The 18887-nt window shown below is 33.8% G+C and carries 13 protein-coding genes; 2 read left to right on the forward strand and 11 right to left on the reverse strand.

Annotation, left to right across the window (positions count from 1 at the left end; translation table 11 throughout):
- Positions 1 to 32: 32 nt before the first annotated feature.
- From QNH24_RS16545 to QNH24_RS16580, 8 genes are all read right to left on the reverse strand, one after another.
- Complete coding sequence (locus tag QNH24_RS16545) at positions 33 to 1355, reverse strand: hypothetical protein (RefSeq protein WP_283868646.1); 1323 nt, start codon at positions 1353 to 1355, stop codon at positions 33 to 35.
- Positions 1356 to 1552: 197 nt separating this feature from the next.
- Complete coding sequence (locus QNH24_RS16550; RefSeq protein WP_283868647.1) at positions 1553 to 4405, reverse strand: hypothetical protein; 2853 nt, start codon at positions 4403 to 4405, stop codon at positions 1553 to 1555.
- Between the two features lie 140 nt (positions 4406 to 4545).
- The gene (locus tag QNH24_RS16555) at positions 4546 to 6081 is read right to left on the reverse strand and encodes an SMI1/KNR4 family protein (protein ID WP_283868648.1); all 1536 of its coding nucleotides are present in this window, start codon (positions 6079 to 6081) and stop codon (positions 4546 to 4548) included.
- A gap of 13 nt (positions 6082 to 6094) precedes the next feature.
- Positions 6095 to 6619, reverse strand: coding sequence for an SMI1/KNR4 family protein (locus QNH24_RS16560; RefSeq protein ID WP_283868649.1), 525 nt, complete (start codon positions 6617 to 6619; stop codon positions 6095 to 6097).
- Positions 6620 to 6669: 50 nt separating this feature from the next.
- Entirely contained in the window at positions 6670 to 7371 is a 702-nt protein-coding gene (locus tag QNH24_RS16565; protein WP_283868650.1) for an endonuclease V, read from the reverse strand.
- Between the two features lie 140 nt (positions 7372 to 7511).
- A complete protein-coding gene (locus QNH24_RS16570; RefSeq protein ID WP_283868651.1) occupies positions 7512 to 9851 on the reverse strand; it encodes an ATP-binding protein in 2340 nt (779 codons plus the stop codon).
- Entirely contained in the window at positions 9842 to 10000 is a 159-nt protein-coding gene (comX, locus tag QNH24_RS16575) for a competence pheromone ComX (RefSeq protein ID WP_283868652.1), read from the reverse strand. The genes QNH24_RS16570 and comX overlap by 10 nt, the downstream gene beginning before the upstream one ends.
- 355 nt (positions 10001 to 10355) lie before the next feature.
- Complete coding sequence (locus QNH24_RS16580) at positions 10356 to 10847, reverse strand: Lrp/AsnC family transcriptional regulator (protein WP_283868653.1); 492 nt, start codon at positions 10845 to 10847, stop codon at positions 10356 to 10358.
- 242 nt (positions 10848 to 11089) lie between these two features.
- On the opposite strand from QNH24_RS16580, the gene QNH24_RS16585 reads away from it, so the two are divergent.
- Entirely contained in the window at positions 11090 to 12007 is a 918-nt protein-coding gene (locus QNH24_RS16585; protein WP_283868654.1) for a DMT family transporter, read from the forward strand.
- 67 nt (positions 12008 to 12074) lie between these two features.
- Here the strand turns inward: QNH24_RS16585 and QNH24_RS16590 are convergent, their stop codons facing one another.
- From QNH24_RS16590 to QNH24_RS16600, 3 genes are all read right to left on the reverse strand, one after another.
- Positions 12075 to 15245 carry a hypothetical protein gene (locus tag QNH24_RS16590; RefSeq protein ID WP_283868655.1) on the reverse strand — a complete coding sequence of 1057 codons (3171 nt, stop codon included), beginning with the start codon at positions 15243 to 15245 and terminating at the stop codon, positions 12075 to 12077.
- 165 nt (positions 15246 to 15410) lie between these two features.
- Positions 15411 to 16730, reverse strand: coding sequence for a metal-dependent hydrolase family protein (locus QNH24_RS16595; RefSeq protein ID WP_283868656.1), 1320 nt, complete (start codon positions 16728 to 16730; stop codon positions 15411 to 15413).
- A 98-nt stretch (positions 16731 to 16828) separates the two neighbouring features.
- Entirely contained in the window at positions 16829 to 17437 is a 609-nt protein-coding gene (locus QNH24_RS16600; RefSeq protein ID WP_283868657.1) for a TetR/AcrR family transcriptional regulator, read from the reverse strand.
- Positions 17438 to 17628: 191 nt separating this feature from the next.
- Here QNH24_RS16600 and QNH24_RS16605 point away from each other — a divergent pair, with 191 nt between their 5' ends.
- Positions 17629 to 18858 carry a DUF418 domain-containing protein gene (locus tag QNH24_RS16605; protein ID WP_283868658.1) on the forward strand — a complete coding sequence of 410 codons (1230 nt, stop codon included), beginning with the start codon at positions 17629 to 17631 and terminating at the stop codon, positions 18856 to 18858.
- The last annotated feature ends 29 nt before the right edge of the window (positions 18859 to 18887 follow it).

Here is an 18887-nt window from a genome sequence, read left to right on the forward strand (position 1 = left end):
AAAACCGTAAATGGTTTGGGATAATTCTTTATTTAATACGTAGGACGATGCATAACAAGCTGATACATTTTGATGGGTCTACCTCGAGTATGCTGTAGTTCCTCTCCGGCTATCTTTGCTAAACCTACACTACATAAATCAGCTACAATACGCTGAGCATTCCGTTCACTCATTTGAAGCTGTGTCGCTAAATCCTTTGTTGTAAAATGCTTCCAACGCATTTTTTGGACTAAAGCCTGTATCTTCGTATAGGTTTTGATGCTAATACTACCTCTTTTCAATTTTTCAAGTATATCTGGATCTTCCGCTCGATAGGAATAGGATAACTCTTCTATATTCCCAACGGATTCAATAATCGTACCATCGTCCTGTACCATAACAATATCAATAGATTCATTTGCTTTCGTTTGACGTAAACCCCTATGTGCATGTAATTCTGCGTTAAATACAGTCTGCGCAAAGCCAATCCCTGCTGTTACCTTCCCCTCCATTTCAATGGACAGCTGATACATTTTCTCTGTGATGAACTGAATTTGACCTTCAATCGCTCCCCTAGTGCTGAAAATTGTATATCTGCCATTTCCCTCCACTACTAAAGAGCCATCAATTCGTTCGCATAATTGCAATAAATTTTCCTTTATGCGTAATTCCAAATATTGAATACGGTAGCCCTGCTTCATTCGCTCCTTCAAAGAGTCGAAATCCTTTATTTCCAGCATAACAGCACCAATCTGTGTTTCTTTATAATAGGATGTTTTAATTTTTTCCGTAAACAACTGCACAGTATGGTAAATTTCTGTTTTTGTAGGAGAAACCCAATATGATGGAACCCCCATCCTTCTTAATTGCTCATCTACTGACGGATAACAGGTGATGGCAAAATCAATTTTTCCTTCTTGCCAAAGCCCGAAATGGAAATCAAATAATTCCTTCGGATCAATGGCGACATCAAATTCCTTAAGATACATGTTCCTCACATTTTGTTCAATGTCAGCTAATCCCTCTGTGGCCATTTGTGCAGGAGATGGAATAATATCAATACTAACATTCTCGATAAATTTTTTTCTTTTATAGGATTCCTCTAAAAAACCTTTATAGATAGCTGCCTCCGAAAAAATAATATGTGCTAGCTTATCCTGTGAAACACTTGTCTGACTAGCAATTTTATAAGGTATGTATCCGGAAAAAAGCCAAAAATCCACGTCTTGATTATGGCTCTCTACAATATCCTTCGTTTCAGTGGCGATACTATAAATATAGGGAATAAACGTCATATCTTGATCAATTTCATGTGCTAATTCGATAATTTTTTCCACGGATTTAATTGGCCCAACAACACCTATTTTATACATCATAAGCTCCTACCTTCTCTATCAATTACTCCGTGCATTTAGCACTCCTACTATTTACTGTAAATAGTATAGCGAATATGTTATAGCCTAGACAATTGAAAGCTTTAAAATCTACAGAAGATTATGCTTTTCCTCTACAAAAAACCCCGAATAATAAGCATATTCGAGGTTTGTTTAACACAATATTGAATTAAAGTATCTTAAACATCATTGCTATACAAATTCTTATACAGAATTTCTAGTTTCTTCGAGAGCTTCCCATAGGCTGTTTGCCAAGCTTTACGTGCTTCTTCTTTTCCTTCACCAGCAGGAACATAAAGTGCATGAATCTCTGCTACCTTTTTCAAGTCATTCTCTGCCTGCGTTAGCTTCGAATAATTTTTTACAACTTTTTTCTCAGAGGCACTAAGGGCATCATATTGAGTACGGATTTCTTTTACTTTCGTCTCCAAATTAGCTATATACTCACCATTTTCAAGCAATCCATTTATCGTTTCAATTAAATTTAAAGCTGTATCATTCGATTGCTGTTGCCCTTTTTCTTTATCAAGAATAGCTTGTCTTATCGCAGGGCTAACTAAACTCATTTGTTTAGCAGTAAGTTTCGCATAGGCTTTTATAACGGTTGTCGGGTTGCTATTAAATGATTTTTCATACTGCTTCATGAAGGAATCTATTTTCTTCACATCAGAAACTGCAGTGGTTAAAATCGAGGCATTCGTAATACGCTTTTTATCACTAGAACTTAGCTTATTATATTGGGCTGAAAGCTGATTAATTTTATCGATGGAAACGATATACATATCATTCGTAACAATTGTTGCAATCTCACTATTTAGCTTGGAGATATCAGGTGCGCTGCCATCTACTAAACGATTATTCAGTAAATCATCATATTGTTGCTTTGCTAAATGCTGCTGATTTGCAGGCAGCTTTGCATATGCTGTCTCAACTGTTTGAATTTTTTTAGCCTGCTTTGTAGCATCCGTTTCCTCTCTAGCCGTTTGTACCTTTTTATGGAAGGATTTCACACCAGACAAATCCTTACTAGCAGCTGTTAATAAATAATAGTTTGTCACAAATTTTCGTGCAGGAGAAGATAGATTTTTATAGGTTGCTGTTGCTGCATTGACAGCTGTTTCGAATTGTGTAAATGAATATTTTGAAACATCAGCAAGCTTCGCAATATCTCCCTTTAATGCTTCGGCAGCAGCCTTATCAGTAGGTTCCTTGCCATTTGTGTCAACTGTAACCTTAGGTGTATTCAATAAAAAATCGTCAGCATTATATACAAGTGATTGTTGTAGACTCGTTAATTTATTATAAGCTTTCAATATACTAGTATAGTTTGAATTTAGTTTACTTTCCGCTACACCAGTTGTTTGACTTAGCTTTTTATAAGCATCCATGTCCTTTATCACTTTTTCAGCTGCCTTAAAGTCCTTCTGGAGCGTCAGGATATCCTCATACCCAATAATTTTAGCTGCAGAATTTTTCGTTAAGCTCTTATACTCATTTATAATGCGATTTACATTATTAACATGACTCTGCCAAGAGTAAACGGACGGGTCTATCGGATAGCTATCGATAGCGCCACCTAGATAACCTGCTATGTCTATATTCAGCTTTTGGATTTGATTATCTTCTGCGTCTTCAGCTTGAAGTAACGCTGTCACATAATTGGATGGCACTAATTGTAATTGTTTAAATGTCAGCTTTTCATAGGCGGATCGAATGGATTTGGCTACAGTAACCTGTTTGTTAGGCGTATTATTTGGTGATAATTTCTCAAATGATTTGATAAATTGCTCAACCTTTTTTATATCCGCCTTTGCATCATTTAAAATAGCTTGATTTTGCACTGTTGAGCGGTAATTTTGCGCTAGTTTGGCTTTATCCTTTTCAATTGACTCTACAGCCGTTTGTAAAGCTTCTTTACTTGCAGGAACATACTTAACAAGAGCATTTTCGTATTTTAATAAGCCTACAATAGCTTGATTTAATCTTCTTACCTCATTAATTTGCTCAATATCGGATGGATCTTTTAGAAGGTTTTTAATGCTAGTATATAAACTATCATTCACATCCAAGCTTCGCTGTAATAAATCCAGCTTATCGTATGAGCCCTCAATATCTTTCAAATACTTCTGTAAATCCTTCTCACTAACTTCTTTTATCTTATCTACTTTTTCAGCAAGTTTACTAATTAATTCCACATCAGCAACAGCTCTTTTTAAAATATCATAATTTGTCACATTTGCCTTCGCAGGAGCTGTCAATGCCTGATACTTAGCATCCATCGCTGTTACTTCACCCTTAAATGCTTCTAGGCTTGAAACATTGTATTGATGGTCGTTTTTAAGCAATGTTTTAATTTCATTAATCATTGAATTTGTCGGTTCATTCGATACTGTGATGACATCAGAAAAATCTGATTCTACAATTGCTGAACCAACTTTTGCTTTTACCTTAACCATAATCTCTTGCATGCCTTTATCTAAAGCATCTTTTGGAATTGTATATGTGCCGCTAGTAGCCCCGTCAATGATCGTGAAGGACTCACCAACTTTATAAAACCATTGATAGCTATATGTAATTTGACTACTTTGTAATTTGGCTCCTGCAGCATCCGTCACTTCGGCTGTGGCCTTTAACGCTTCCCCAGGAACAACATATTTAGAAGAAACTGCAAATGACGGCTTTGCAATTGCCAGTTGAAGTGTATTGATTGTTAGTGGCGCACTTTTATATTTACTATCGTTCGTTGTAATGGCTTCTACAAATATTGTTTTTCCGGCTGCCTCTACTGGTACTGTAAAGGATGCAGCAGTTGCACCAGAGATTGGTTTATTTGTATTGTCACTTTCAATATAATACCATTGGTAGCCCTTCACGATTGAATTAGCTGGTAAATTCTCAATAGAAGCCTTTAACACGCCATTTACCATATTTTGTCCTAACACTGTCACTGTTGCTTCCTCTGCACCTGCCACTGTTGGTACAATAAGAGCTGCTGGAATAGCGGCTACTGTGAAAAATAATTTTTTATTCAATTTTTTTACCTCCTCTATCCATCTATTCAATTATATCGGTCATAATTTTGGAATTTCCTTCGTTTTATGAGATATTTCTAAAAAGTGTATTTTCTCCTATTTCTAAATAAAAAATAATATTTTTATGATTTTTTCTATACTTAGACCTTATGAGTGTTTAAATACTGATGCCAAACTTTCTGCTCCTCAGCTGTCATTCCACCAACAATAGTAGAAAAGTCAATCGCCTGATGAAATAGGTCTTTTAAGTAATTAAATTGTTCAAATGATCCAGTAAATATTTGAAGCGAGGAAGACTTTGCAATCACCTTAAGATTCTCAATTGTTGTCCCATCTAATTTTAAGCATTTGAGATTTTTTAGTGCACCAATTGCAGTTCCATCCTCAAGTATGGTATTTTTTAAAATAATTTCTCGCAGCTGACGACTGGATGATAAACAATCTAGATTTTTCAAATAGCAATTTTCAAATGTTATTACTTGCAAATTTTCAAGGTGACCTAACTGCAATAAATCCACCTCTTCAATATTTTTCAATTGATGGATATCTAATTGTTTTAAAGTGCTAATTTGAGTGATTTGTCTTAACTGTTCTTTATTTACGATTGAAATGGATAAGGATTCTAGTGCCTGACATTGTTGAAGGATTGAAAAATCTTTAACATCTGTTTGATCCATTTCTAGATTTTTTAATTGTGAGATACTAACTAACGGGGTTATATCGAAAACCTGTGTATCATTAATATTTAATTCTTGCAAATGCTCAAGGTTCTGTAATGGCGTTAAATCAATTAGCGGATTCTTAACTAAATAAAGTTTTTTTAAAGAAAGCATGTTCTTTAAAGGGGTTATATCAGTCAATTCATTGCTGGTTAAAATTAATTCTTTTACTTCTGTACAAAATTGTAATGGTTTAATATGCGTGAGTTTTTTCCCAATTAAGTAAAGCTGCTTTCTTTTGATAAAATTCTCTGGATTAGAATACTCTTCTTGTATTATCTCTTTCCATCCAGAATCTAAATCTTGCATCCATTTGGCAGTTTCCTCTTTGAAAGTTTGAGATTCAGGGTGCAGAACAGGCAATTCAAGGCTTTTAAGCGCATCTAAGAAATGGGTGCTGTTTTTATAATTCCAGTACAGATAGTCTTCTTCTTGTTCAATTTGATAATTTCCCTGAAAAATGGTTTCAGCAATAAATTCTAGAAAATCTGATAATTGAGTAGCTATTACATACTTTACTTCTTCATCACGACCAAAATTAATGACCTGGCCTATTCGCCCTTGATGATCTGGATCGACATCAATGCCAATATTATTGCCACCAAAATCCTTACTAATAGGTATCCAAAAACGATTAATATATCTTTCTTTTATGTATCCAGTTGGGACTGAATAGGAACTCCCTTCCATTGCAAACTCGTCTTCTAACTGCTTCCATACATGCCATTCCTGCAAAACATCATTTAATGGTAAAAATGGTAACCCGAAAAACAAACCTGGTCCGTCTTCCCTCTCTCCATTATGTATTAGATAGAGTTCTCTTACATCGTCAGGAAATTTTATAGCCATCTCATTTTCAACCCTCTGTATCTCTTCCTCTGAGGCTGGAGGATTTAAAAAAGGCGAAAATATTTGGTCTAACTGAATCTTTAATTTTTCCATTGTCAACTTAATCATAGTGTTTACCTCCCTATTCAAAATTCGAATCATTTTCCTCATTTAAACAGTTTTCTATAAATGCAAAAAGACTCTTTGCATCAATTGTTCGCTTTCCCCAATCATGCCAAAAATACAACACCTGTCCCACCACTCCTTGTTTGGTGGGATCAGTATCAAGACAAAGATAATCGCCTCCACCATTTTCAGCAATAGGAATCCATTTTTTATGCCAAAGCAATGGTTGGACCTCTACACCATACTCTATATCTGGAAGCTGATCATCTGGGTCAAATTCCTCCTGTAGGAATAACCAATTATCCATAATTTCCGCAAGAGGAGAAAGTGTTAGATTTCTAACAAAAGGCTCTACCCCTATATCCCAAGCTTGTCCATTAGAAATGCTATAAAAACTTTTCATCTCCTCTGGAAGAGTCACACCTAAGGTATTTTCAATTAGCTGAAATTCTTCAGCTGTCGCGCCAGGCTGAAGATTCAATGCATCCCTACCCTTTTTTTCAATGATACATTTCCATAAATTCTTCGCTTGAGTATTCAATTTCAAATCCCCTCACTCTAAAAAAGATTTATACACATATATCGACATGTTCACACATCATCTTGATGCAATTTCCTTGCCTGATGAGTAGCTAAATCTGCATATCTAACAGGGATTGGTAGACGGCTATCTTTGTCAATAAAGTGCATTGTTATATTTGTGGCTGTGTCTAAATCAATCCAGTTTCCACATGATACAAATATTGGCTTCACATTCTTTCTACTTCTAAGCGTACGCCCAAATACCTCTCCATCAATGACAATATCAGTAAATGCTCCAGCAATATTTTCAGGCATCGTGAAATCAATATTTTCAATTTTGTAGTAAGTTTTTGCTACTCCTATTGTTGGTTTCTTTAAGTAGAAGGAAGCATGTGTGGCAATTCCCATATGGCGCTTATGTAGATAACCATTCCCATCAAACATATATAGGCTTGGTTGAGTTTTCAGCTTTTTCACAGCTTCTAAAATAAGAGGCAATTCTCGAAAAGCTAAGAACCCAGAAATATAAGGAACAGTAATTTCATTTATATACGAAACTTGCTCTATCAAATTTTTTGATCTAAAATCAAAAACTTGTATACAGCAGGCTCCATACTCTTTTTTATTTTTATGCCAATAGGCAATATCTAAGCCGGCTACAAGGCTAATTTGATTCTCTAAAAAATTATTTTGAAGAGAAATATGCTCCTTTAAATCATTTTGTTGTGCGATAAAGTTTTGTACCATTTCATCTTTTTCCAAGACTAACATCCCCTCTCTTCTACTAACTAAGCATAAAATTTCATAATTTCAAAGCAAAAACCTTCTAATCTTTACTTGTGCTTGATTTTGCACATTAGAAAAGATTAGAAGGTATGAAAATGATTCATGTTTTGCTTACTATTCATAGATTATCCTATGGTACTATGAACATGCCTTTTATTACAGATATCGTAGTCATAAGTAGTGGAAGTATTTCCTTCATTCACTATAATTCGAATGGACATTCCTTCCCCTAAATTCGTATTGATTGAGAACTGACCATTAAAAGCTTGTACCCGTTCTTGCATTCCCCTAATCCCCATGGAATCAGCAAGAATAATATCATCCATCTTACAGCCAACACCATTATCAGAATAATTAATCTCAAATCCATCTTCTGTTTCAAATAGGTTAATTTCAACCGTATCAGCATATGAATGCTTCAAAGCATTATTCAATAGCTCTTGGAAAAGACGATAAATCATTAAGTTTAAACGCTCATCTTCTAAGTAAAGGCGATCAATGGTATAAACTAAAACAAATTCAGCACGTTTATGAATTTTTTGAATAAGCTTCTCAAGGGCAGCATTTAGGCCCAAAGTATCTAATAAAGGAGGCTTTAAATTTTCACAATAGCCTCTTAAATCATTTAAAGAAGCTAGCATATGTTCATGAATCTTCGAAAGCTTTGTTTGAAGATCATCCGTATTCTTCGTACGGACAAGCACATCCATTTCTCTAGCGATATGTAGCTGTTCTTGTAGGTTTGTATCGTGTAACTCTTGTGCCAATTGATATTTTTCTTCTTCAAACCGTAGCCAAAGTAATTTATTGAGCCATGGCAATTGGCTTTTATCCGCTGCTTTCATATGCTTTAGCTGTTCTAATAGACCCTCAACCATTTTCGTATTTTCAATAAAATTATTTAAATACAGAAGCACTAGCTCTAGCCATAATAATTCCTCTTCTTTTAGATAAATAGATTGATTATGATCCACAACTAGAATTCTTTTATAATTCGTATCTTGATGAATAAAGGCAACGTAAAAATGAGCCGTTTTCTTAATATCCCCTAACCGTAGCTGCTCAATGAATACTTCATCCACTTGATTTTGTGTATATTCTTTTAATTTGCTCGTTGAAGTAACGGCATGTGTGTGAAAATCATAGGTGAGGACATAAACATGATGGATTTCAAGATGCAGGGAGACTTCCTGAACAAATCTTTCTAGTAAATCTTCAATTTTTACCACTCTACCTATACTATCAACAGTTGTATACAAACGATGGATATAATCTCCCTTTGTAGAAAACAGGATTTTCCGCTTGCGATAATCAATCTTCTCTTTTATATAAAAAAGGCCGATTAATGACAAAAAAGTAAAAAAGAAGATTTCTGTCATTCTTGAAATCGATAAATCAGTAATCCAATAAAGACCAATCATTAGCCAAATCGTAAAGGCAAAAGAGAAATTAAAATAATGACGTAACCGTGTAATGAAGTATTCCATATCAAATAAACGTTCAGTGAGCTGTGTACAAATAAAACTATAAGGTATCAATACTAAAAAAAGAGAACAAATATCTGCCGAAAGAATTTGTTTATGAAAGATAACTTCTGGTAACGCGTATAGAAACAGAAAGGGCATAAAAGGAATAATAATACTGCTCAATAATATTTTTAATTGTGGTATTTTATATTTAAAATTCCCTGAAATCATAATCCCAAGAATTATGATAAGTAGTAAGAAAAATATCCCTAAGATTATATTTGAAAGCGCGACATGAGTAGAACTATTTGTAATACCAAAAATGCTTAAAAATACTACCGATAGAGGGAGTACATATAGAATCTTTATATTATTGATAAACAGCCATTTTATATTTAAAAAATCAAAGTAAAGCCTTAAAAAATGAATTAAAAGCACAGGACATAGCAACATACTACTACGATTTACAATAATCCCCACATTGTTTAATATTCCAGACGCACCTATACTTACATATGCTAATGAAACTGTTAGTATAAATAAGATTAATAGATTTAATAATGGTGTATTTTTCTGTTTAAGGTACAAATATAAGGAAAGTATTAATGATAGGAAGTAATAAATAGTAGGTACAACAAATACATAATAAAATTGTTGAGGAATATCGAATGGTTTTATCTTTACATGTACTATTTCACCATTAGGTTTCTCTAAAGTTAATTTATTTGCTGTACGTATTACGAATTCATACTTTACATTGGAAATATTTTTTATATCTTTCCCATCTACTTTTAATATAATATCTCCAGGCACTATTTCATACTTGTTAGCCCAATCCTTGTAGTATGGATTTGTTACTATCCAATTTTCGCCTTTTTCTTCTATTTCAATATTTATAAAGGGCTTACTATAAGATGTAAATAATAAATAAATCCCTATTATTACATATATACCTATAGTAAGCCAAAACCATCTAAATTTAGTTGACCTTAGTTCCACAAACGATTTTCTATACACAGCTCTTCATCAAACGAATCTAAGATTGCCTTTTGTTCAAGTTCTGTAATGCCAATAAGAGAAGCCTTTTTTTCTTTTAACAAAGATACTACTGACGGATTTTGCTCCAAAAATTGAATCATGTTAATCATAAAATCTCCTCATTTCATATGTTTTTTTATAGTTACACCTATTTATATGTTAATAATATCCTTAATAAGGTATTTTTAACCAACATTGTAACTACATCTTCATTATACTATCTTTTTACATTTGTACAACAATATTTTCTAAAAATTCCTAAAAAATAATAGATTATGTGCTCATTCTGCTTAATATGCCAATTTGTATGCTAAGACAAAATTGGTACACTCAATACGTATTGAAACTTTTGTTGAAAAAGATAGACTCTTACTGATAGAAAAAGTAACGGTAGATAAGCTTATACATAAATCTGCCGTTACTTTTTCAGTAAACTACTTTATTAAAAAGAGGATTACTCTGTAGCTATTTTCCAAACTCAACGTTAGTTATAGGCAAAACTGTAGAATGTTTGATTTCTCTTAATGATAAATTAGTTTGAATTCTTGATATACCAAGCTTATTTAACTTTCTTATAAAGCTATCCAGCTCCCTCCTGTCTCTTATTACTACCTTTAGCAGATAGTCGTATTCCCCTGTTAAACAATGACATTCTAATATTTCTGGCATTTCCTCTAAAGTATTTTCCAAAATATCTAATTGTTCAGCTTGATGGATATTTGTGCTGATAAAAACATAGCACAGTAAATCAAATCCAAGCTTTTCTGGATTTAAAATTGCTACCTGTCTATTAATAAACCCTTCACTCTCTAAGCGTTTTATTCTTGTATGTGTTGCTGGTGGGGACAAATTAACACGTCTTGCAAGTTCGGCATTACTTATTTGAGATTCCTTTTGTAAAATATCTAAAGTTTGTATATCGATGGCATCTAAAATTTTGCTGACAAATGATTCCACTTACATTCTCCTTTTATGTTTATTCTAAAAACAAGCTTAATAATAGCTTTCAAATTAATTTTATTTCCCTAAATACATATTTCATTTTCTTTTATTTCGTTTTTTTCGAATTATACAAAATAGTATTCCTTAAAATCAACAAAAACCATATAATAATTAACAAATTCATATAGGAAATGTCATTGTGCACAATGGCTTCTATTTTTCAGCTTAAGCATGAAAAATAAAAGGAGCTAAATGATATGTCAAAGTTTTATGTGTTATTGTTACTCTTAACAAGCTTGCTTTGGGGAGGAAATTTTGTAGTTGGCAAATCTCTTGTAGATCATGCTTCACCGCTGACATTAACGAGCTTAAGGTGGATCATTGCTATTGCTGTTCTACTGCCTATGGTTTGGTGGAAGGACAAAAAAATAATCCCTTCCTCACATGCAGTTTTACCATTAATTTTAATGGGCATCTCAGGTGTTGCGCTATTTAACCTTCTCCAATTTTCAGCATTAGAACAAACTACCTCAACCAATGTTGGGTTAATTTCAGCACTAAATACTATTTCTATTGCTATTTTTTCATATTTCTTTTTAAAAGAAAGAATCAATATACGACAAGTTTTATCTATGATGATTTCACTTTTAGGTGTCCTGATTGTTCTGTCCAAAGGAAAGATTAATTTACTATTTTCTACGGATTATAATATGGGGGATTTACAGATGGTACTAGCTGTAGGTGTTTGGGGGATATACTCCGTATGTAGCTTATGGGCGATGAAAACGACTTCTCCCCTAATGTGTACCTTATATTCAGGTTTATTTGGACTTCTTATTCTTCTACCCATGAATATCTTTCATTTTCATATTTATAATATCAATTATTCTTTTATTTTATCGATTTTATATACAGGTGTTATCTCTACTGTTGTTTGCCTTGTTCTTTGGAATATTGGCATACAAAAATTAGGCGGCACAGCATCTGGCATTTACTTGAATTTCAATCCAATTTTTACTGCCATCCTTGCGTTTTTGTTTTTAGGCGAACAATTGACATGGCTACAAGGTGTCGGAGGATTAATGGTCATTTTAGGGTGCTATTTATTCACATACTTTAAAAAATTAAAAGGAGTTTCTTTTAACATTTTTAGCGTAACGAATCCAAGAAAATAATAGTAAACCGAAATAAAAACCGTTATTTTGATGTTTCTTTTTCAAAATAACGGTTTTATAGATATGATTATTCGATTCTTGTAGGATACTCTTCTATATATAATTTCTCTAATTGATTAGAAAGTTTATTAAAGGCATTTTGCCAAGCCTTTCTTGCAGCCTGTTTGTCATCAGCGTTTAAAATTGCCTCCTCTAATGTACGAACCTCAGCAACCTTTGCTAAATCATTTTCCGCTTTTGTCAGCTTTGAATAATTTTTTACTAAGCTTTTTTGAACTGTTGAAAGTCCTTCATATTCACTGCGCAAATTACCAACTTCAATCTTTAGATTGGCTATATATATGCCAGAGCTCACTATTTTGTCAATTTTACTTACTAACCCCAATGCTACATCATTTGATTCACGCTGTTGTTTTTCTTGTTGAATAATTGTATCTCGCATTTGACTTGGAACAAGATTTGCTTGCTGTGCTGTTAGTGCATTAAAGGCTTTTATTACATTTGGACTATTTTTTGCAGGGTTTTCTTGCATTCTATTATATTGAGTAATGAAAGCCTCCACCTTTTTTACATCAGCCATTGCTTGTTTTAAGATTGAATAATTGATAACTTTCTTTTGCTCCGCTGCTGAAAGATTTTTATACTTACCTTCTAGTTGTTTAATATCCTCTATACTTGCATTACCGTCAGAAAGCTTAGCAATCGCTTGATCTAATTCGGTCAAATCTGTATATATGTCATTATTTGTTAAAGAAGCAATTAAATTTTTATAGGTTTCATCTGCACCAGCAAGCTTTTGCTGATTAGCAGATAAGCTTAAATAAGCCTTTTGGACACCTTGAATTTTTGCATAACGCTTTTTTAAATCAGCCTCCATTGCTGCCGTTTCAGCTTTCTTTATAAATGACTGCACCGCTTTCACATCTTTTTCCGCCGCTTTTAATTCATTATAATTTGTCACATATTTACGCGCAGCTGATGTAAGTCCGCTTTTATACTCATTCACTAATTTTTCTATATCTTGGGCATAGCTTGCAAAATTACTGTTTGGTACCGCAATAACAAGATTGATTTTAGCCACAAAGGCAGTTCCCAATTCCTTTGCCTTTACCTCAGCCTCAGGCAATGGTTTATCACCTGGTGGCTGCTCAGATGTTGAAGGTGAGAGAAATGTATTACTATTTTTCACTAAGGATTTTTGCAGCGTCGTTAATTTATTGAGTGCACTCAATGTACTGTTATACGTTGAATTTAGTTTGGAATAACTGATACCTTCTGTATTCAGCAGTTGCTTATATTTTTCAATTTGTGCCGTCACCTTGTCTGCAGCTTTTATATCCTTCTGCAATTGTAAAAGCTCTGTATAGCCTGTTATCTTTTTGGCATTTTCCTTCGTCAGCGTTTTATACATTGTAAGAGCTTTATTGATTTCCTTGGTGTCCTCTATCGTATTGATTCCTTTATACTCAGTAGTTGGCCCTAATGTAATATATTTATCTATCACACTTTGAACATTGGTAACATCTTGTTCCTCAGCCGTCTCTGCTTTGGCAAGATTACTACCCACATCGAAAAGGGTACTAGGAACTAGGCTTTGCTGTTTCACATTAAGCTTTTCGTAGGCTGTGTGGATGTTTTTTGCTGCAGCGACCTGTTTTTTGGCAGTAGTATTGACATCTATTTTATTAGCTTTATCTAAAAAGGCCTGCACTTTTTTAATATCGGCCTTTGCTGTATTTAAAATATCCAGATTTTGAACAGTCGATTTATATTCACTGGAAAGCTTGGCAATACGATCCTCTATCGCCTTAATGTTTTTCTGTAAATCAGAAAGTGAATTTTTATATTTTACTAATTCATAGGATGATCCATTTGCCAGTGAATCTAAAAGCCCTAAAATTAATTTATTAATCTCTATTACCTCTGCAATATCTGTATTCTGTGATGCATTTCCTAAGCCACTCTGAATGTCAGTATACATGCTCATATCAATACTTCTTTGCAATAAATCTAACTTTTCATATTCTGAATCTAACGCTTTGAACTTTTGGATTTTAGTCGTACCATCCACTAATTTTTGTGCCTCGAGTATTTGATTTTTTAAAGACTTCACTACTTTATAATCCTCTATAGCACGCTTTAAAATATCATAGTTGGTCACATTTGTCTTAGCTGCTGCTGTTAATGCTGTATATTTACTTGTTAGGCTTGTTAGCTCATTACCAAATTGCGTAAAGCCTAAAGATTTATAGACAATAGCCTTATTTGAATTCCCTTCTAATAACTCATCGATAGATTTCACTAATCCTTCAGCTGGATTATTTGCTACTTCTACCACCTCGGAGTAACTAGGACCTGCTTCCGTTGTGCCAACAGTTACTATCACACGGACTACAATTTTATTAATTTGATTTTCTAATGCGTCTGTAGGAATCTTATAGGTAGCACCTGTTGCTCCAGAAATAAAGGAATAGGAATCACCCATTTTATACATCCATTGGTAAGCATACGAAACCTGCTCTGCTTTTAAATCTCTCGTATCATCTTTAACAGTCGGCGTCACAACGGATAATGTATCTCCAGGCAATACAAATTTTTCTGGTGAATACCCATTAATTTGTAATGGCGTAATAGAGGGATCAGGATCTAACTTCAACTGTAGCGCATCGATTGAGATTGGTGTACTTGTAAAGTTTTTTCCATCCTCTGATTTTGCCTCTACAACTAACTGTTTCCCCGCCGCTTCAACTGGAACGGTAAGCTCTATATTTGTTGCACCTTTAATTAGTGTTTTCTTACCATTGTCAAAGAAATACCACTGGTAGCTCTTCATTACAGGTTTAGGATTGAGATTATTAATTTCCGGATAGATTTTACCGTTTACATAGGTATTTCCAGCTACTTGCAAGGTAGTATGGACAATCATTTTGTCACTTAAATACTCAGTTCCATCTTTAGTTGTCACTTTCACAATAATGGCTTTATCAGCAGCACCTGCTGGTATCGATATCTTATGACCCACACCTATTTGAGTTTGATTTTCTCCCTCAACTGAAAACCATTGATAGGAATCAATTTCTTTATCTTTTGGAACCAAAGAAGTATCGGCTGTTATTTCAGCCCCTTCAATATTATTTCCAGTAATTTTAACAATACTTGCTTCAGCCGCTTGTACTTCCATTGGCACAATTAGAGCCACTGGAGCTGCTGCCATTAAAAATAGTTTAGCTTTATCCATCTTCTCGCCTCTCTTACTACTATGTATGTATCAATCAATACCCATTATAGCAATATTTTTTGCATATTAGCAATAATTACCTAAGTCATCTAGTCATAGATGAATAGGTATTTTTATTGATATTGATAGTAAAAAGGTAGGTTTTTATAAGCTAATTTATTCTCATTAAAATTTGGAATTTAACAATTTATCAACTTTATTAATTCTAGAAACTGTAGGATTTTTTATCAAATGCCCTTTTATCAAGACCATCTTTACCTCTGATAAGGTTTGTATCGCTTCTAATGGATTTCGCTCTAGAACAATTAAGTCAGCCTGTTTCCCAATATCTACAGTTCCAGTAATATGATCAATTCCTAAAATTTCTGCATTGGATTTTGTTACACATTCAATAACTTGATTTGGACTAAGGCTTGTATACTTTAAGAAATGATTGAGCTCTCTCCATAAATCATAATGAGTAACATAGGGCATAGCAGCGTCAGTTCCGACACCTATTTTGATATGATTTGTGATGGCTTGTTTTAAACTAATGATCATTCCCTCATAAACTAGTTTGGAATTCTCTTTGACAACATGTTTGACCTTCGTGATTGCTGAATCAAGAGTTGCAACAGGATATCCAGCCTGACAAGTTGGAATTAAAGCAGAATAACCTCTTAAAGCTTTTGGATTATGTTGATATAAGGCAATAATCTCTTCATCCATTTCAGCTCCATGTTCAATTGTATCCACCCCACCTTTTAAGGCGATTCTTACACCTTCTGTACTTTCTGCATGGGCCGCTACGAGTAAACCCATTTTATGTGCCTCATCACAAATAGCAGTTACCTCTTCTTCCGTCATTTGTAACCTACCAGCCTCACCTATCGCTTTTGCATCGGTCACACCACCTGTCACACAAATTTTTATTAGATCTACACCATGTTTACTATTTATTCTTACATTTTTTCTTCCTTCCCATGGTGAATCACTTACTAGTGCTAAGTATGGTGCACCATGCCCACCAGTAACACTAAGAAAATAACCGGATACAAGCAAATTTGGACCAATAAATTTATTTGCCTTGATTTCATCCCGTAAATGAACATCCGTGTAAAAGAATTCACCCACACTACGCATCGTTGTTATCCCAGCATGTAAGGCGTTTAGGGCATTTCTCTTCATTCGTTTCTTTAATAATGCTCTACCCATTTTTGTATCTAACAGCTTATGCCCCGTTTTCAACATGCTTTCATTTGATGACATTGTAAATGGTTTTCCATCTGAGAAAAGATGTACATGTGCATTTATTAATCCTGGCATCACATATTTACCAGCTAAATTGATGGTTTTATAGTTTTTAGAAATCTTCAATTCCTTCGTTTTTCCGATATGTTCAATGATGCCATTTTCATTTATTAAAATGGTCATATTATCTGCAATAGACTTATTACTATCTCCATGAATGATATGACAATTTTTCAATGCTAATCTTTTGTTCATATTAATCCCCCGTTAAATCGTATTCAAAAGTGAATATATAATTCATTTTTGAGCAAAAATAGAATGTAGGTGGACGTTTTTCACCTACATTTTTTAAACTATTCATTTAAATTTTTCATGCCATATAATCGATAGATAGTCAATGCCTCAAAAATTCGTTTACGACTATCTTCACTTAGTTCCCGTTTTAATAAATCTAACAGCATATCTATTACATTATTCGAGATAATATCTAACAAAATTATATTTTCCTCACTACTGATTTCATAGCTCTTATAGCTATTTTTTAAATAGGGTCTTTTCGTTTCAAGCATTAAATCAATTAGCTCATTTTTAGAATTTTGATAGATTGTTCCTTTGTTTCGCTCAAAAATAATAACAATCTGCATACGATATTTGGTTAAGGCATTCATTTGTTCTTCTAACAATGCAGCGTTTTCAGCAATTTTAGTACCATCAAAATAAGCCTGATTATAGAGATGTATGCTTTCCACTAAAACATTCTTTAAATAATCCACTAGTGTTGGTGAGACAACAGCATAAAACAGTTCCTTTTTATTTTTAAAATAGGTATAAATATTCCCGACTGAGATATTAATCTCCTTTGCTATATCGCTCATTTTAGCATCTATATAGCCCTTTTTAAAAAACAGCTTGAGTGCAGCAGACTCAATTTCATTCTTCACTTCATCCTTTTTTGCTTGCAATATAAACGCCCTCTCAATAATGAATAACATATTCATTATTAGATTAATTATTTGTCATCTATTTGTCAATAAATCTGTTGACTTAAAAAAATTTTGAACCAAATCATGTCTTCCTTATAAAATCCTGATAAATAGGATTTAAAGTCACTAAATAGATAAAAAATCAAATTACAACAAAAGGATGGATGGAAATGAAACAAAAGCTTTCTCCTATATCTGCCAAAGAGCGGATAGAAGCACTTGATATTTTAAGAGGGTTCGCCTTACTAGGAATCATACTTGCGAATATTGTTTGGTTTCTTTACCCAGTTTACATGCAGGAAGATCCAAGCTTTAACAATGAATGGACCTCTTTTTGGAACCAGGCAGATTATTTAGTGAAGGATTTACTTGCTATGTTTATCGATGGTAAGTTTGTAATGCTTTTTTCCATGCTATTCGGCTTTGGAATGGTAATTATGCACGAAAGAACCGTTGCAAAACAATTAAATTTCTGGAGCATTTATAGTCGACGCCTTATTGCCTTATTTATCTTCGGCTGTATCCACGCCTATTTCATTTGGTTTGGGGACATTTTAACAGACTATGCGATTTTAGGATTGTTACTACTTCTAATGCATAAGTTAAAGCCAAATACTATGCTATTCATCAGTGTTGCTTTATATAGCTTGCTTTTTGGGCTTTTAACACTGGGTTCTCTTTCCACTGATCCAACGATGACCATGACGATGTCAGAGGAAAATCGTCAGCTTATGCAAGCTACGATAGATGCCCATCAAAACGGGACTATTCAAGAATTACTCGATGCAAATTTAATGGAAAGATTATTTTATACAATGCGTAATGGGCTCTACGTCCTTTATTTAGGTAACCCTCTATTGTATATATTCACCAATCTACCCTTCTTACTAATGTTCTTATTTGGGGCAGCAGTTGCAAAGAAAAAATGGATTCATCGTTTTCAAGAGTTACGAAAAGGCTTTTTCATTACGTGGCTCATCACTCTAATTTTGGGTGGAACACTGAGTTGGATACTTCCCTTCGTTTTAGATAATCCATCAGCCACACCATTGATTCAATATATGAGTTCACCACTTCTTACTATCTTTTATGCCATTAGCCTCCTTTTCATTTATCAAACGTTACAGGGAAAGAAAGTATTGCAATGGCTCGCATACCCAGGAAGAATGGCCTTTACAAACTATATCAGTCAATCCATTATTTGTACGTTTTTATTTGGACCATTTGCGTTTGGTGTTTACGGAAAGCTACACTTAACGACAGCTATCTTAATTGCCATTGTTATTTTTGTATTACAAATAATACTTAGTAAGCTATGGTTATCCAAATTCCGCTTCGGACCATTAGAGTATATTTGGAGGTCATTTACTTATTTAGGTATAAAAGACAAGAGCAAGTAATTCTTGCTCTCATAGTGTTGAAAAACTAA

This window comes from Lysinibacillus pakistanensis (assembly GCF_030123245.1).
Lineage (GTDB): Bacteria > Bacillota > Bacilli > Bacillales_A > Planococcaceae > Lysinibacillus > Lysinibacillus pakistanensis.

Bases quoted from the DNA above. Each gene is read 5' to 3' on its own strand.
- QNH24_RS16545 (WP_283868646.1), bottom strand. From the start codon at position 1,355: ATGATGTATAAAATAGGTGTTGTTGGGCCAATTAAATCCGTGGAAAAA.
- QNH24_RS16555 (WP_283868648.1), bottom strand. From the start codon at position 6,081: ATGATTAAGTTGACAATGGAAAAATTAAAGATTCAGTTAGACCAAATA.
- QNH24_RS16565 (WP_283868650.1), bottom strand. From the start codon at position 7,371: ATGTTAGTCTTGGAAAAAGATGAAATGGTACAAAACTTTATCGCACAA.
- comX (WP_283868652.1), bottom strand. From the start codon at position 10,000: ATGATTAACATGATTCAATTTTTGGAGCAAAATCCGTCAGTAGTATCT.
- QNH24_RS16585 (WP_283868654.1), top strand. From the start codon at position 11,090: ATGTCAAAGTTTTATGTGTTATTGTTACTCTTAACAAGCTTGCTTTGG.
- QNH24_RS16590 (WP_283868655.1), bottom strand. From the start codon at position 15,245: ATGGATAAAGCTAAACTATTTTTAATGGCAGCAGCTCCAGTGGCTCTA.
- QNH24_RS16595 (WP_283868656.1), bottom strand. From the start codon at position 16,730: ATGAACAAAAGATTAGCATTGAAAAATTGTCATATCATTCATGGAGAT.
- QNH24_RS16605 (WP_283868658.1), top strand. From the start codon at position 17,629: ATGAAACAAAAGCTTTCTCCTATATCTGCCAAAGAGCGGATAGAAGCA.